This window comes from Actinomadura meridiana, from assembly GCF_039537545.1.
In the GTDB taxonomy this organism is placed as follows: domain Bacteria; phylum Actinomycetota; class Actinomycetes; order Streptosporangiales; family Streptosporangiaceae; genus Spirillospora; species Spirillospora meridiana.
The window spans coordinates 58,310-71,549 of sequence record NZ_BAABAS010000028.1; the positions used below are offsets into that span (position 1 = coordinate 58,310).

Here is a 13,240-nt window from a genome sequence, read left to right on the forward strand (position 1 = left end):
GCGAAGGTGGTTCGTCATGTTCTGGCGTAAGCAGAAGGCCGCGATCGAGCGGTTCCACCCGCTCCACAGGGCGCTGACCCTGGAGAGGGGCTTTTCGGTCTCGCTGCGGCGGGACGACTGGGAGCCGGTGATCCAGAGCCTCGCGGGGCACGGCGTCGAGGTGCGGCGGCGCAAATGGCGGCTGCCCGAGCGCGTGCCGAGCGTCCTCGTGCCGATGCTGCGGATCCTCGCCGCCGACATGCCGCCCGACGGCATGCTGGCCGTCGCGGCGGACATGCGGGGCGGCCGGCCGCCGGAGAAGAACGGCCCGAAGTACGACATGCCGGTCCAACGGCCGATCATGTCGATGAAGCAGTGGTACACGGTCGACTCGTGGCTGCGGATGCGGGCGGAGCTGCGGGACGGCAGCGTCATCGAACTCGTCGTCACCGACCGGATCAGGAATCGCGCGTACCGCAAGCGCAACCCGCGCGGCAAGACCAAGTACAAGAGCAAGGCGAAGACGGTGCAGATCGTGCAGGTCACACGGCGGTTGGCGAAGGACACGGCCGTCCGACGGCCCGCCTCACCGCCGCCGCGCTGGGTCCGGGTACGGGTCAAGCCGGGTCGGCGGACGGTGATCCGCGCCAGCGGCAAGTTCCCCGGCCCGCTGGCGAACCATGCCCTGATCAGCACGATTCTGCACGTGTCGACGGAGCCGTTCCGGTGGACGCCGCCCGGCCCGGCCGCGAGGAGGGCCACGTGACCCGCTGCCATGTGACCACCGGGTTCTTCCTGCTCGGACGCTGCGGACAGGCCGCCGCCGCGTCGTGCCCTGCGTGCGCGCGTCCGGTGTGCGCCGCCCATGCCGGACCGAACGGGATCTGCCCGGAATGCGCCGCCGCCCAGGGATACGGCACGCAGGACCCGCACCATCCGTCCTGGACAGGCGGATACCGGCGCCGTTACTACCACGACAGTTCTCAGACGTACGCCGACACGTCCTGGTACTCGTCGTTCGACGAGTACGACCGTGGCGCGTTCAACCCCGGCGACGACTACTCGCACGGCGGCGACTGGGGTCCGGACGACGACACCGGCTTCGTGGACAGCTGATGGCCACCCCACTCCTCCGCACAGACACCCACATCCTGTGGATCACCGAGCACTATCCGCCGAGCCGGGGCGGCATGGCGCAGTCGTGCGACCGGATCGTCCGGGGCCTGCGCGGCGCGGGCGTCCGCGTCGACGTCGCGCATCTGACGCGCCGCGACCGGCCCTGGGGCGTCACGCGCGAGCACGGCGGGCTGCTGGTCACCGCGCCGCTCGGCGACGACTCCGAACACGCGTTGCGCCGCTTGTGGACGACCCTCACCGCCGAGGGCGTCACCGGTCACACCCATGTCGTCGCGTTCGGCGGGGTGTACGCGCTGCTCGCGGCGCCCGTCCTGGCCGCGCTGCTGGACGCGCCGCTGGTCACGCTACTGCGCGGCAACGACATCGACGTCGGCGCGTTCTCGCTGCGGCGGCGCGGCGCGCTCGCGGACGCGCTGCGCGCCTCTTCCCGCGTGTGCGTCGTCGCCCGCTCGCACGCGCCGCTGGTGTCGGCGCTCGCCCCGGGCGCGGCGGTGACGTTCGTCGCCAACAGCGTCGACACCGACCAGTGGCGGATCCTGCCGTCCGAGCGGGAGCGGGGCGCGGCGTGGCGGGACGCGAACGTCCGGCCGGGACGCCGCACGATCGGGATCATCGGGCAGCTCAAGGTGAAGAAGGGCATCGGGTTCTTCCTGGACGCGCTCACCGCGTCCGGGCATGCCGACGCCTTCCATCTGGTGCTGGTCGGCGAGGTCGAGGAGTCCGTGCGGGAATGGCTGGCGGAGCGGGCCAGTTCGATCCCGCATTCGTTCATGCCGTTCCTTGAGCGCTACGACCTGCCCGCCGTGTACGCGAGCTGCGACCTGGTCGCGCTGCCGTCCTTCTACGACGGAATGCCGAACGTGGCTCTGGAGGCGGCGGCGCTCGGCGTGCCGCTGCTCGCCTCGGACGGCGGCGGCCTCGCCGACGTCGCCGACGACACGATCGGCTTCGCGTTCCCGGCGGGCGACGCGCACGCCTGCCGCGCGGCGATCGACCGGGCGGCGCGGGCGAGCGAGGAGGACCTCGCCGGACTCGGCGCGTCCGCCGCCGAACGCATCCGCGACGACTTCACCCCGGCGGCCGAGACCGCCGGGTACCTCACCGTCCTCGACTCGGTCCGGTGATCGTCTGCTACGCGGCCGGTGACGGGCTGGGGCATCTGACGCGGCTGCGCGCCGTCCTGCACACCCTGCGCGTGGACGGGCCCGTCACCGTCGTGACGTCCTCGCCATTCGCGGACGATCCGCGCGTCACGGGCGACTGGAAAATCGTGCCCTCCCTAGAGGGGATCGACGCGGACGAAGTGTTCGTCGACGCCTTTCCAGCCGGGTTGAAGGGGGAACTGGCGCGCGTCCCGTCCGGAGCGAGGCTCACTCACCTGGCGCGACTGCTGCGATGGGACGCCTACAAGCCGTTGCTCCCCGCCGACCCGCTCCGCTTCGACCGGACGTTCGTCCTCGAACCGCTTGCCCCGGCCCACCACTCTTATCTGCGGGATGTCTCCGCCGAATTGTCGCCGCTCGTCCTGGTCGATCCCCCGGCGGAGCCGATCGACGTGGACGGGTGGCTCATCGTCCACAGCGGGCCCGACGCGGAGACACGCGAACTCGTCGCCTACGCGCGGGACATGGCGTCCATCGAGGGCGTCCACCCGCCGATGACGCTGGTGTCGCCCCGGCGGCCGGACGGTCTGCCACCCGAGGCCGCACACCTGGATGCCTATCCGGCCTGCGCACCGGGCCCGAACGTCGAACGGATCGTGACCGCCGCCGGGTTCAACGCGGTCCGGCAGTTCGCGCCATGGCGGGACATACACCGCCTCATGCCATTCCCACGTAGCCTCGACGACCAGTTCACACGCGCCGCCCGCGCTCGGGCCACAGGCCCGAGCCCAGACCCCCTGGCGGGGATCATCTCGCGACCGAGCATGCCCCGGCCCGGTGGTCGTCCGCGGAACTCTGCGTGAACAACACCTGTACGACAACGAAGCCAGCCCCGAACACGGCGCCAGCGGCAGGCGCCCGTCGTCTACCCGGCGTCGACCGGAGCGAACACCGAGAGGGCGCGGCCATGCTTGCCGAACCGGATCGTGCCCGCCAGAGATGACATCTCGCCGTCCCGGGCGAACCGCAGGCCACCGGACGGCGCGGCCACCTCCAGGTCGGACGCCCTCCACGCGCGATAGCCGGGCGTTATGTGCAGATGCCCGACCAGCACGGCGGCGACGGCGCGGACGCGCGGAACCCGGCGTCCCGTCGCGACCATCCGGATGTCCAGGCGCCCGTCGTCGAGCCGGTCACGCCAGGTGGGCGCGGCGCCGCGCGAGCCGTACACGCAGTTGCCGACGAACGCCAGCCAGACGCGGCGCTTCCGGCCGTCCACGGTCACCTCGACCGGCTCGGAGCGGCGCAGCGCCCGGACGGAGGCGACCGCGAGCGCGGGCCACTTTCCAAGCCGCCGCTCCAGCCGTTCCCGCAGGTCGACCAGCTCCGTGTAGGCGCCGAAGCTCGCCGTGTTGAGGAAGAGCCGCTCCTCCTCGGCGCCCTCTCCGGAGGTGGGCGCCGCGTAGGCGACGTCCACGCGGCCGAGCCGTCCGCCCCGGTACGCGGCGATCGCCTGCGCCGCCGACTCCACGCCGAGCGCGCGGGCGAAGTGGTCGAACGTGCCGGTGGGCACGACGAGCAGCGGCACGCCGTGTTCCAGCGCGGCACGCGCGCCCGCGTTCACGGTGCCGTCCCCGCCGATCACCGCGAGCACCCTGGCCCGCTCCGCGGCCTCGCCGAACACCTTGTCGACGTCGTCGTCCGGCCCGAACCGGACGATCTCCGCGGCGGGCAGCTCCCGTTCCAGCAGCTCCATCGCCAGTTCCGGACGGCCCGGCAGGATCGCGGCGGTCGCCCCGCCCGAACCGCCCGCCTCCGGGTTCACGACCGCCACCAGGCCCTCGCCGTCCCCCGTGACCAGGTCGCGCGCGTCCTCGGCGTCGGTCAGCCGTGCCACCGGGGGGCGCGCGGGCCAGACCAGGCGCGTCCCGAACGCGGCCAGCGCGCCGATCCCGAGGCCCGCGAGGACGTCGCCCGGATAGTGCGCGCCGGTGTAGACGCGGGCGAACGCGACGGCCGCCGCCGCCCCGACGACCGGCACCGCCACCGGGGACGGCGCCTCCAACGCGACACCGGTCGCGAACGCCGCCGCCGACGCCGAATGTCCGGACGGGAAGGCGTGCGACGTCGGCAGTTTCCACCGGATCCGGATCGGCGGGACGAGGTCCACGACGGGCCGTTTGCGGCGGAACGCCTGCTTGCCGAGGAGGTTCACGAGGGGGCTGGCCACCGCGATCGCGATGGACCCGCGCAGCGCGGCGCGGCGCAGCCGGGCCCGTCCCGTCAGGCCCATCACGCCCGCCGACGAAAACCACAGCACCCCGTGGTCGGCGGACCTGGACAGCCTCGGCAGGACGTACTCCAGCCCGGGGAGCCGCGCCGCCGCCACCCGGTCGAACGCCCACCGGTCCACCCGTCCGAGCCTGCGCAGAACGCCACGGGAGAGGGGGTGGGGAGGTTCCGACACCGGCCGCTGACTACGCCATATGACGGACCGTGACGGCACGGCGATGCGCCGTGAGCGATTGACGCGCATGCCCCGGGTATCCCCAGAGGCGACGACATGATGCCGTAAAGATCTCAAATCGGGGGTCACATGCGGGTGGACGTCACGCCGGGCTCACCGACTGCAATAAGCTTCGCGACATGAGTCACCCGGAACGGCTCGGTTCCCCGGGTGGCGAGTCGGTCGGAACGATCGCGGAGCCTCCTCACGTGAACGAGACGCTGGCCGACTACGCCGCCCGCCACGGGCTGAGGCAGAGCGCCGCGCGCCCCCCGCTGCGCAAGTACCTCCAGAGCGTGTGGGCACGACGGAACTTCATCTGGGCGTTCGCGTCCGCCAAGAACATCTCGATGTACAGCGACTCGCGGCTGGGTCAGGTCTGGCAGCTGCTGACGCCGCTGCTGAACGCCGGGGTCTACTACCTGATCTTCGGGTTGCTGCTGGGCGTGAACCGGGGCATCACCGACTTCATCCCGTTCCTGGTGACCGGGGTCTTCCTTTTCGGGTTCACGCAGCGGTCGGTCACCTCGGGCGCCAAGTCGGTCGGCGACAACCTGTCGCTGATCCGCGCGCTGCACTTCCCGCGGGCCACGCTGCCGCTCGCGATCGCGGTCGTCGAGTTCCAGCAGCTCCTGCTGGCCCTCGTCGTGCTGTTCGCGATCGTGTTCGCGTTCGGGGAGCCCGTCACTTTCCACATGCTGCTGTTCATCCCCGTCGTGGCTCTCCAGCTCATGTTCAACGTGGGCATCAGCATGGTGATGGCCCGGCTCGGCGCGTTCAACCGCGACATCTCCCAGCTCCTGCCGTTCGTGATGCGGACCTGGCTGTACATGTCCGGCGTGATCTTCAGCCTGCCGACGCTGCTGGAGCGGGGCAAGTTCTCCGAGTACCCGATCCTCGGCGACATCCTCCAGCTCAACCCGGCGCACGTGTACGTCGAGCTGAGCAGGTACGTGCTTCTGGGCGAGTACCACGGCTACGTCACCAGGCTGGGCCAGAACGACGAGACGCGGCTGTGGTTGTACGGCGGAGTGTGGTCCGTGGTGATGCTCGTCGGCGGGTTCGTCTACTTCTACCGAGCCGAGGAGCGATACGGCCGTGGCTGACACGAAGGTCCGGCAGCAGAAGGTCGAGGTCGACCCGCACCGGGAGCCGATCGTCGTCGTCGACGACCTGCACATCGTCTACCGGGTGTACGGAGCGGGCGGCAAGGGCAACGCGGCCTCCGCGTTCTCCCGCGTGATCCGGCGCCAGCGCCGCCCGTCGATGACCGAGGTCCACGCGATCAAGGGCCTGTCGTTCGTCGCCTACCGGGGCGAGGCCGTCGGGATCATCGGCACCAACGGGTCCGGCAAGTCGACGCTGCTCAAGGCCATCGCCGGGCTGCTGCCGCCGCACCGCGGCGGCGTCTACACCGACGGGCAGCCGTCCCTGCTCGGCGTGAACGCGGCCCTGATGAAGGACCTCACCGGCGAACGCAACATCGTCCTCGGCTGCCTCGCGATGGGCATGTCCCCGGCCGAGACGCGGTCCAGGTACGGGCAGATCGTCGACTTCGCCGGTTTGCAGGACGACTTCATCCAGTACCCGATGCGGACGTACTCGTCCGGCATGGGCGCCCGGCTCAGGTTCGCCATCGCGGCGGCCAAGACCCACGACGTGCTGCTGATCGACGAGGCCCTCGCCACCGGCGACGCCAGGTTCCGGCGCAAGAGCAAGGCCCGCATCGACGAGCTGCGCACCGACGCGGGCGCCGTCTTCCTCGTCGCGCACCAGCTCGACACGGTCAAGGAGATGTGCGACCGCGTCATCTGGATCGAGAAGGGCCGCATGCACATGGACGGCGACCCCGACGAGGTCATCGCCGCCTACAACGAGGCCATCGACAAGTAGCCGGGCGCTTCCGCGCGTTGCCCTCCTGATAGAGATGGAGTGCGCACGCAGATTCCCATCAAGGAGGGTCGCCATGGCCGGTAGGCCGCCGCTTCCGCACGAGTTCCTGCCCGAGGTCCCGTCGTTCACCGTGACCAGCGACGACGTCACCGACGGCGCGCGTCTCCCCGACCGGCACGTGTTCGACGGCCTCGGCGGCGGCAACGAGTCGCCGCACCTGCGCTGGTCGGGCTTCCCCGCCGGGACGAAGAGCTTCGCGGTGACGTGCTTCGACCCGGACGCGCCGACCGGCAGCGGCTTCTGGCACTGGTCGCTGTTCGACATCCCGGCGGACGTGACGGAACTGCCCACCAGCGCGGGCACCGCCGACTCCAAGGTCGGTGTGCAGGCCCGCAACGACTACGGCGTGAAGGCGTTCGGTGGCGCCGCCCCACCCCCCGGCGACCCGCACCGGTACGTCTTCACCGTCCACGCCCTGGACGCGGAGTCGCTCGGCATCGACTCCGACACGCCCCCGGCCGCCGTGGGCTTCAACATCACCGCCCACACCCTGGCCCGCGCCACGATCATCCCCGAGTACGGGACCTGACCGACCCTCCCAACGCACTCGCGACGGCGTCCAGGGTCTGGGCGACGTCGCGAGCGGGCCGGATGGGACGGCCGTCCGCAGCCCAGCAGAACCACCACTGGCCGTCCCGGAAGTCGCACCCGATTTCGACCGTCCGCCGCGGGCCGCCGTGACCCGCCACGCTCACCCAGGTCACCCCGCGCCGCTCGACCAACCCGCCCGCCAGTTCGGGGTGCGTCCGCACGGCCGCGTCCAGCTCGAACAGATACGTGCGCCGATCGTTGCGCGGCGGCACGGCGCGCGGGGTCGCCGCGTGTCGTCCCTTGCCGAAACTCATCCCGGTCACCTCGCTCCTGTCGGGTCTGCCTTGCCGGTGGAGACGCAGGGCGCTTCCACCGCGCGTCACCGAACCCACGCCCGCTTGCGCTCGGCCCGCTCGGCCTCCTCTGCCAGCGCGGCGCGCAAAGACTCCGGCGTGGGGCACATGACGGTCGAGTCGACTCCGGCCGCCGGGTCGTGCAGGGTCGCCACCCATTCACCCAGCCGCCCGTCCGACCGAACCGCCCGAAATATCCGATGCCCGGTGAATTCCGTGCGAAGTCGCATAAGTTCCTGATCGTCGGGATGTGTCGGTCGCGTGTCCATTGTGGAAATCTCCATGATTGGTCTGACTGCCGAAATCGTGTGACCAGATTCACGCAATGGAGATACGCTCAGCTACGACCTCGCTACTCCCCAGAGGTCATCCCACTTCGGCAGGGAGACTCCCCATGACACAGGACGACTGCGGTTACACGCGCGACCCGCTGATCAGGAACTTCGGCGCGGTCCTGCGCGCCCACCGAGAAGCGGCCGGGCTGTCGCGCCCCCAACTCGCCGACGCGCTCGGATGCAAACCCGGATGGATCGAAAAGCTCGAGACCGCGCAAAAGCCACCGTCCGAAGCGACGGCCGACGATCTCGACACCTACTTCGACACCGGCCCGGCCCGACTGTTCTGGACCATGTGGCGCGAGATCAAGCGCGAGGGCAAGCACCTCGCCGTGCTACCGGGCTTCGACAGGTACACGGAGTTCGAAGCCGAGGCCGACACCATCCGCCAATTCGACCCACAGGTAGTGCCCGGCATGCTCCAAACGCCCGCCTACGCACGGGCGATATGGGCTACGAGGCAAACCTCCGACGACGCCGAAGAACACATCGCCGCGCGTATCGAACGGCAAGAGCACATCGCCCGCACCAAGAACCCGCGCATGTGGTTCGTGATCGACGAGGCCGCGCTTCGAAGGCCCGTGGGTGGCCCCGAGGTCATGCGCGAGCAGCTCGAGCGGCTGGTCGAGATCGTGACCACGAATCTCCGCGTACAGGTCCGCGTGCTCCCGTTCTCCTCGGTTACCTACGCTGGACTCGACGGCTCATTCACCGTGCTGACCCTCCCCGGCGGAGTGGACGTCGCCTACCAGGAGGCGCCCGAAATCAGTCATGTGATCGAGGACGGGGCCACCGTGGCCGAGTACCGAGTACGCTTCGATCTCGTGATGGGAGAGGCCCTCCGCACCGAAGAGTCTCTCGCGATGATCCGGAAGATCATTAAGGAGTACACGTGACCCCCCTGGAGCTGTCGGCCGCGCGCTGGCGCAAGAGCAGCCGCAGCACCGCCCAAGGCGGTAACTGCGTCGAGGTCGCCGACCTCGCGACGGTGATCGCCGTCCGGGATTCCAAGGACCCGGACGGCCCCAAACTGACCCTCAGCACCGCTGGCTGGCGCACACTCACCCGCCAGGTCAAGAACGGCCACCACGACCCGGCCTGAACCCCCCGCACCAACAAGCCCTCGACCTACCGCAGGCCGAGGGCTTGCGACGTTGTATGGTCCGTCCGGCCAGTTCGTTGTGGCCGGGAGGCATTCGAGCTTGTCACTTCAGGTGTGATGGCGGCCCGTACGGGAAGTCCCGGCCACATCGGTGCGGCGTCGGATCTGGCTGGCCGCCGGGGGCGGGGCCTCTGCGGGCGGATCAGGCAACGCCGCCGACCACCCAGCCCTGGAGAGCGGGGGCCGGTTAGGCGGCTTGGGCGAGTTCGGTGGGTGGGGCGTTGGCGTCCGGTGGCGGGAGGACGCGGTAGACGTATCGTCCGGTGGCGTCGCGGATGATACGCACCTGTTCGGCGTTGGTGTGTTTGAAGCGGTTGTGCCATCCGCAGCAGAGGGCGAGCTGGTCGATGTCGGTGGGGCCGCCGATTGCCCAACCGTCGACATGGTCGACTTCGCACAGGGCGCCGGGGACCTCGCATCCCCGTACCGCGCATGTCGGGTAGAGGGTTTCGAGGACCTGCCGTTGACCGGGTGTGGCGAACCGGGTGCGGTGCCCGAGATAGAGCGGCACGTGTCCGCGCCCCAGAAGGAGCGGTGAGACTCCCGCGTTGAGGGCGATGCGGCGGGCCTGCTCCGCGGAGATCGGCGTGCCGTCGGTGAGACGGGCCGGGGCGGTGCCGCCGGTGAGGGTGTCCAGGTCGCAGATGACGGTGACCTTGGTGGCGCGGTGCCCGCCTGCCAGCACACCCGTCAGGGCGGCGGCAGTGCGCTCGGACAGGTCACGACGGTCATCGGTTCCGGCGGGCTTGGCCAGCGGGCCCAGAGTGCCGTCCCAGACGGCGGCGTCCTCGGCGTTCAGCCAGCCCTTCACATAGCGGCCGCCGTCCAATGAGCGTGTGGAGGTGACCCAGGACCGCTCGTGTCCGCGCTGGCAGTCCTCATCAACGCTCTCGGTGCCGTCACGCTCGGCGATCACGTCGCGGATGCGGCGGCCGAACGAGGCGACCTTCCCTGCCGAGAACCCCTGGTCGACCATGTCGAGCAGCACTTTCTCAGCGGCTGCGCAATCCTCGTCGTCCAGCCGGGTGACGGCATCGGCCACAGTCGACGCATAGCCGTAGCTCAGTTCGCCCGTTGCCAGGAGTTCGGCGACTCGGGGCAGCCGGTGCCGCTGCCGGGCCAGGGCGATCCGCTCCTTGGCCCGGGACTCGCGCATGCCCAGCCGCGACCGCAGCCACGCTTGAGTGGACGGCAGCCCCCAACGGCGCATTTCACCGGAGGCGTCCGCCCGGCCGATCAGTTCGGCCAGTGCGCTTTCCTGCCGATCAGAGGCCATTGCCAAAGTCTCTGCGAGTTCCATGCAGGCGGTTGGTGAATCGGGTGCGTCCCGTCCGGCCAGTTCGCGGGCGATCACGGCAATGGCGTTCACCAATTCCCTGGTGGACGCCGCTCCGAGATCAACCTCAACCGAACCCATAGCCAAAGAATACCAAGCGGAGCGAGCCCCACGTCACCAAATAGAGTTGGACTTTTGTCACCTGATAGATAGTCAGAGTCAAGCGAAATCAGAACCGCATTGAACGCCTCAGAACTTGCGATCGCTCGATCTCCGAACTCGGGGAATTGGACGGTGGGGTGGCGCGTCGGGCTGGGTGCAGGCGGAGCCTGCCCGACGTAAGCCGCACCCAGGGACGGCCCCGTACGCGGCGCAGCCCCCCACCCGAACCCCAGAACATCAAACCTCGAAAATCGAAAATCGAAAATAAACAAGGGGGCACACACGCCCGCGCGGCCTCAGCCCTGCCGACGAGCATGTCCCCGACAACTGTCCGCCGGTAGAGGATGGAACGGCCGCTGCGTTCCCGGGTGACGAGACCGGACGCGCGTAGCACCGCGAGATGGTCGCCGACCCCGCCAAGACTCATCCGGAGCCGGGGCCGCGCTGTGGGCCCATACCGCATCGTCCGGCTTGCCACCGTCAACCCGGGCCGACCAGGACGTCGGCGACGGCCGTGCGGTGGTAGAGGACTGAGCGGCCGCTGCGCTCGCGGGTGACGAGACCGGACGCGCGTAGCACCGCGAGGTGGTCGCCGATTCCGCCGAGGCTCATCCGTAGTCGGGCGGCCAACCAGGTCGTCGTGGCCGGGTCGGCGAGGAGCCGCAGGAGGTCGGCGCGGGTGCGGCCGAGGAGGTCGGCCAGCGGGTCGGCGCCCGGCGCGTACGCTGTCCGGCCCTCCCAGAGCGCCGCCACTCCCCTGGCGCGGTACATCAGCGTGTACGGCCAGTCCCGCTCGACGGAGAGGCCGAGTTCGGAGAACACCACCGGGACGAACATCAGCCCGGCGCCGCCGAGACGGCGGGTGGTGTCGCCGCCGCCGAGGATGTCCACCTCGATCACGCCGTCGCGCCAGCGGACCTGGCGGGACAGGCCGTCCAGGGCCTCCGCCCAGCCGTAGGCGGCCAGGCGGCCCGCGCGGTGCGCGATGTCGGCCTCCACGATCGAGCGCAGCACCGGCCAGTCCGGCTCCAGCAGGACGTGCCAGGCGGTCTCCAGGCCGGTCGCGAGCCGCTCGACCATGTCGGGGGCCGCGAGGACGTCGCGGACGACGGCGTCCGGCTCCGGCAGCCCCACCAGGTTGCGGGCGACCTCACCGCGCGCCTGGTCGAGCGGCGTCGCCCGCATCGTGGCGAGGTGCTCGGCGATCGTCAGGTTGGGCCGGGCGGGCGGCGGGCTGACGAAGTCGGCCATGTACGCGGCCCGGCGGCGCAGGAACGTCAGCGCGCGGACGGCCGGGTCGCCCGCGATCGGCGGGTATCGGGACCGCGCCCGCTCCACCCACGGGCCGAGGGGCCCCACGGGGACGCGACCGGCGGCGAGGCCGAGCGCGTTCAGGGTCTCCAGCAGCGGCGCGACGCCGAAGCGGCAGGCGGCCACGTCGGTGGGATCGACCTCGATCCGGTACATGTTTCGCTCCTCCCCGAAACATTATCGGGGCGGCGCCGCTCGCCCCAGAGTTGCGGGTCATGACCGCACCCGCCATGACGTCCGGCTCCGCGACGTACCGCGACATCTTCGGCGTCCTCGAGTTCCGGGTGCTGGCGGCGTTGCAGACGCTGCTGGTCGGGGGCGAGGCCATCCGGATCATCGCCTTGTCGGTGCTGACGTTCCAGCAGACGGGCTCGTCGCTCGCGGCGGCCGTCGTGTTCGCGGCGGGGATGCTCCCGTACGTCGTCGGCGGCGCGGTGCTGCTCTCGCTCGCGGACCGCTTCCCAGGCCGCCGCCTCCTCGCCGCGTTCCATCTGCTGCGGTTCGCGGTGATCTCCGTGTTCGCGCTGGACGTCGTCCCGTTGCCGGTGACGATCCTGCTGCTCGTCGTGGTCGGGCTGTTCGCGCCGGTCGGGTCGGCCGCCATGCACGGCAGGCTCCCCGCCCTGCTGCCCGGCGAGGGGTACGTGCTGGGCCGGTCGCTGTTCACGATGACGGCGGCGTGCTCGCAGGTGGTGGGCCAGGGCGTCGGCGGGCTGCTGCTGTCGGTGCTGACGCCGTCCGGGACGCTGTGGCTCGCCGCCGGGAGCGCCGCCCTCGCGGCCCTGGTCGCACATCTGGGGCTGCCGGACACGGTCGCGAAGCGGAGTGAGTCCGGTGGGACGGCGCGGGAGACCTGGCGGGTGAACCGGATCCTGCTGGGCGGACGGGTCACGCGCGGCCTGCTGCTGGCGGGCTGGCTGCCGATCTCCCTGTCGGTCGGGGCGGAGGGCGTACTCGTCCCGTACGCGACGGGCCTCGGCCGCGCCGGGTCGGCGGGGCTGATCCTCGCGTCGGCGGCGATCGGGATGGGGCTCGGCAACTTCGTGGTCGGCCGATTCGTGCCGCCCGGCCTCCGGGCGCGGCTCACCCTGCCGCTGGCGACGCTGACGGGGTTGCCGCTGCTGTTTTTCGCGGCCGATCCGGGTCTCGTCGCGGCCTGCGCGCTGATGGCGGCGGCTACCTTCGGGCTGAGCTACGAGCTGACCGTGCAGCGCCGCCTGGTCGACGCGGCGGCCGAGGAGGTCCGGGGGCAGGCGATGGGCCTGGCGAACACGGGGCTGATGACGGGGCAGGCCCTCGGCATCGCCGGGGCGGGCGCGCTCGCCGAGTTCGTCGCGCCGGGGCCGGTCATCGCGGTGTGCGGGGCGGCGGCCGTCGTCGCGTCCCTCGCCCTGCACCGCTATCTGCGTTGACGGCGTGCCCGGGGTCCGGC

General features: G+C 70.9%; 15 protein-coding genes. 10 read left to right on the forward strand and 5 right to left on the reverse strand.

Going from position 1 to position 13,240, the window contains the following annotated elements:
* Nucleotides 1-16: 16 nt before the first annotated feature.
* Genes ABD808_RS34775 through ABD808_RS34790 form a run of 4 tightly spaced genes read left to right on the forward strand, consistent with a single transcriptional unit; the run spans nt 17 to nt 3,082 of the window.
* Nucleotides 17-745 (forward strand): hypothetical protein, encoded by a 729-nt coding sequence (locus ABD808_RS34775; RefSeq protein WP_344906470.1) that lies wholly within the window; start codon nt 17-19, stop codon nt 743-745.
* On the forward strand, nt 742-1,095 hold the full coding sequence (locus tag ABD808_RS34780; protein ID WP_344906473.1) for a hypothetical protein: 354 nt from the start codon (nt 742-744) through the stop codon (nt 1,093-1,095). The genes ABD808_RS34775 and ABD808_RS34780 overlap by 4 nt, the downstream gene beginning before the upstream one ends.
* Nucleotides 1,095-2,240 (forward strand): glycosyltransferase family 4 protein, encoded by a 1,146-nt coding sequence (locus ABD808_RS34785; protein ID WP_344906476.1) that lies wholly within the window; start codon nt 1,095-1,097, stop codon nt 2,238-2,240. The genes ABD808_RS34780 and ABD808_RS34785 overlap by 1 nt, the downstream gene beginning before the upstream one ends.
* On the forward strand, nt 2,237-3,082 hold the full coding sequence (locus ABD808_RS34790; protein WP_344906478.1) for a hypothetical protein: 846 nt from the start codon (nt 2,237-2,239) through the stop codon (nt 3,080-3,082). Before ABD808_RS34785 ends, ABD808_RS34790 begins: the two co-directional genes overlap by 4 nt.
* A 62-nt stretch (nt 3,083-3,144) precedes the next feature.
* Here ABD808_RS34790 and ABD808_RS34795 read toward each other — a convergent pair whose 3' ends face one another.
* Complete coding sequence (locus tag ABD808_RS34795) at nt 3,145-4,686, reverse strand: bifunctional phosphatase PAP2/diacylglycerol kinase family protein (RefSeq protein WP_344906480.1); 1,542 nt, start codon at nt 4,684-4,686, stop codon at nt 3,145-3,147.
* Between the two features lie 179 nt (nt 4,687-4,865).
* On the opposite strand from ABD808_RS34795, the gene ABD808_RS34800 reads away from it, so the two are divergent.
* The 3 genes from ABD808_RS34800 to ABD808_RS34810 all read left to right on the forward strand — a co-directional run bounded on the left by ABD808_RS34800 (nt 4,866) and on the right by ABD808_RS34810 (nt 7,207).
* A complete protein-coding gene (locus ABD808_RS34800; protein ID WP_344906483.1) occupies nt 4,866-5,831 on the forward strand; it encodes an ABC transporter permease in 966 nt (321 codons plus the stop codon).
* Nucleotides 5,824-6,618, forward strand: coding sequence for an ABC transporter ATP-binding protein (locus tag ABD808_RS34805; RefSeq protein ID WP_344906486.1), 795 nt, complete (start codon nt 5,824-5,826; stop codon nt 6,616-6,618). Before ABD808_RS34800 ends, ABD808_RS34805 begins: the two co-directional genes overlap by 8 nt.
* Nucleotides 6,619-6,691: 73 nt before the next feature.
* Complete coding sequence (locus tag ABD808_RS34810; RefSeq protein WP_344906489.1) at nt 6,692-7,207, forward strand: YbhB/YbcL family Raf kinase inhibitor-like protein; 516 nt, start codon at nt 6,692-6,694, stop codon at nt 7,205-7,207.
* Here ABD808_RS34810 and ABD808_RS34815 read toward each other — a convergent pair.
* Together ABD808_RS34815 and ABD808_RS34820 are read right to left on the reverse strand one after the other, a co-directional pair.
* Nucleotides 7,185-7,523, reverse strand: coding sequence for a hypothetical protein (locus tag ABD808_RS34815; RefSeq protein ID WP_344906492.1), 339 nt, complete (start codon nt 7,521-7,523; stop codon nt 7,185-7,187). The two genes, ABD808_RS34810 and ABD808_RS34815, sit on opposite strands and share 23 nt — an antisense overlap.
* Nucleotides 7,524-7,588: 65 nt before the next feature.
* Complete coding sequence (locus ABD808_RS34820; RefSeq protein WP_344906495.1) at nt 7,589-7,717, reverse strand: hypothetical protein; 129 nt, start codon at nt 7,715-7,717, stop codon at nt 7,589-7,591.
* 239 nt (nt 7,718-7,956) lie between these two features.
* On the opposite strand from ABD808_RS34820, the gene ABD808_RS34825 reads away from it, so the two are divergent.
* Together ABD808_RS34825 and ABD808_RS34830 are read left to right on the forward strand one after the other, a co-directional pair.
* Nucleotides 7,957-8,793: a helix-turn-helix domain-containing protein gene (locus ABD808_RS34825; protein WP_344906498.1), complete on the forward strand. Its 837-nt coding sequence runs from the start codon at nt 7,957-7,959 to the stop codon at nt 8,791-8,793.
* Nucleotides 8,790-8,999 carry a DUF397 domain-containing protein gene (locus tag ABD808_RS34830; RefSeq protein ID WP_425549014.1) on the forward strand — a complete coding sequence of 70 codons (210 nt, stop codon included), beginning with the start codon at nt 8,790-8,792 and terminating at the stop codon, nt 8,997-8,999. Before ABD808_RS34825 ends, ABD808_RS34830 begins: the two co-directional genes overlap by 4 nt.
* Before the next feature lie 247 nt (nt 9,000-9,246).
* On the opposite strand, the gene ABD808_RS34835 is transcribed toward ABD808_RS34830, so the two are convergent.
* Entirely contained in the window at nt 9,247-10,476 is a 1,230-nt protein-coding gene (locus tag ABD808_RS34835; RefSeq protein WP_344906501.1) for an HNH endonuclease signature motif containing protein, read from the reverse strand.
* A gap of 501 nt (nt 10,477-10,977) precedes the next feature.
* Nucleotides 10,978-11,964, reverse strand: a complete 987-nt coding sequence (locus tag ABD808_RS34840; RefSeq protein ID WP_344906504.1) for an ArsR/SmtB family transcription factor — start codon at nt 11,962-11,964, stop codon at nt 10,978-10,980.
* Nucleotides 11,965-12,023: 59 nt separating this feature from the next.
* On the opposite strand from ABD808_RS34840, the gene ABD808_RS34845 reads away from it, so the two are divergent.
* Nucleotides 12,024-13,220, forward strand: coding sequence for an MFS transporter (locus tag ABD808_RS34845; protein ID WP_344906507.1), 1,197 nt, complete (start codon nt 12,024-12,026; stop codon nt 13,218-13,220).
* Nucleotides 13,221-13,240: the final 20 nt, after the last annotated feature.

Bases quoted from the DNA above. Each gene is read 5' to 3' on its own strand.
- ABD808_RS34810 (WP_344906489.1), top strand. From the start codon at position 6,692: ATGGCCGGTAGGCCGCCGCTTCCGCACGAGTTCCTGCCCGAGGTCCCG.
- ABD808_RS34825 (WP_344906498.1), top strand. From the start codon at position 7,957: ATGACACAGGACGACTGCGGTTACACGCGCGACCCGCTGATCAGGAAC.
- ABD808_RS34800 (WP_344906483.1), top strand. From the start codon at position 4,866: ATGAGTCACCCGGAACGGCTCGGTTCCCCGGGTGGCGAGTCGGTCGGA.
- ABD808_RS34840 (WP_344906504.1), bottom strand. From the start codon at position 11,964: ATGTACCGGATCGAGGTCGATCCCACCGACGTGGCCGCCTGCCGCTTC.
- ABD808_RS34835 (WP_344906501.1), bottom strand. From the start codon at position 10,476: ATGGGTTCGGTTGAGGTTGATCTCGGAGCGGCGTCCACCAGGGAATTG.
- ABD808_RS34815 (WP_344906492.1), bottom strand. From the start codon at position 7,523: ATGAGTTTCGGCAAGGGACGACACGCGGCGACCCCGCGCGCCGTGCCG.
- ABD808_RS34775 (WP_344906470.1), top strand. From the start codon at position 17: ATGTTCTGGCGTAAGCAGAAGGCCGCGATCGAGCGGTTCCACCCGCTC.
- ABD808_RS34785 (WP_344906476.1), top strand. From the start codon at position 1,095: ATGGCCACCCCACTCCTCCGCACAGACACCCACATCCTGTGGATCACC.
- ABD808_RS34845 (WP_344906507.1), top strand. From the start codon at position 12,024: ATGACCGCACCCGCCATGACGTCCGGCTCCGCGACGTACCGCGACATC.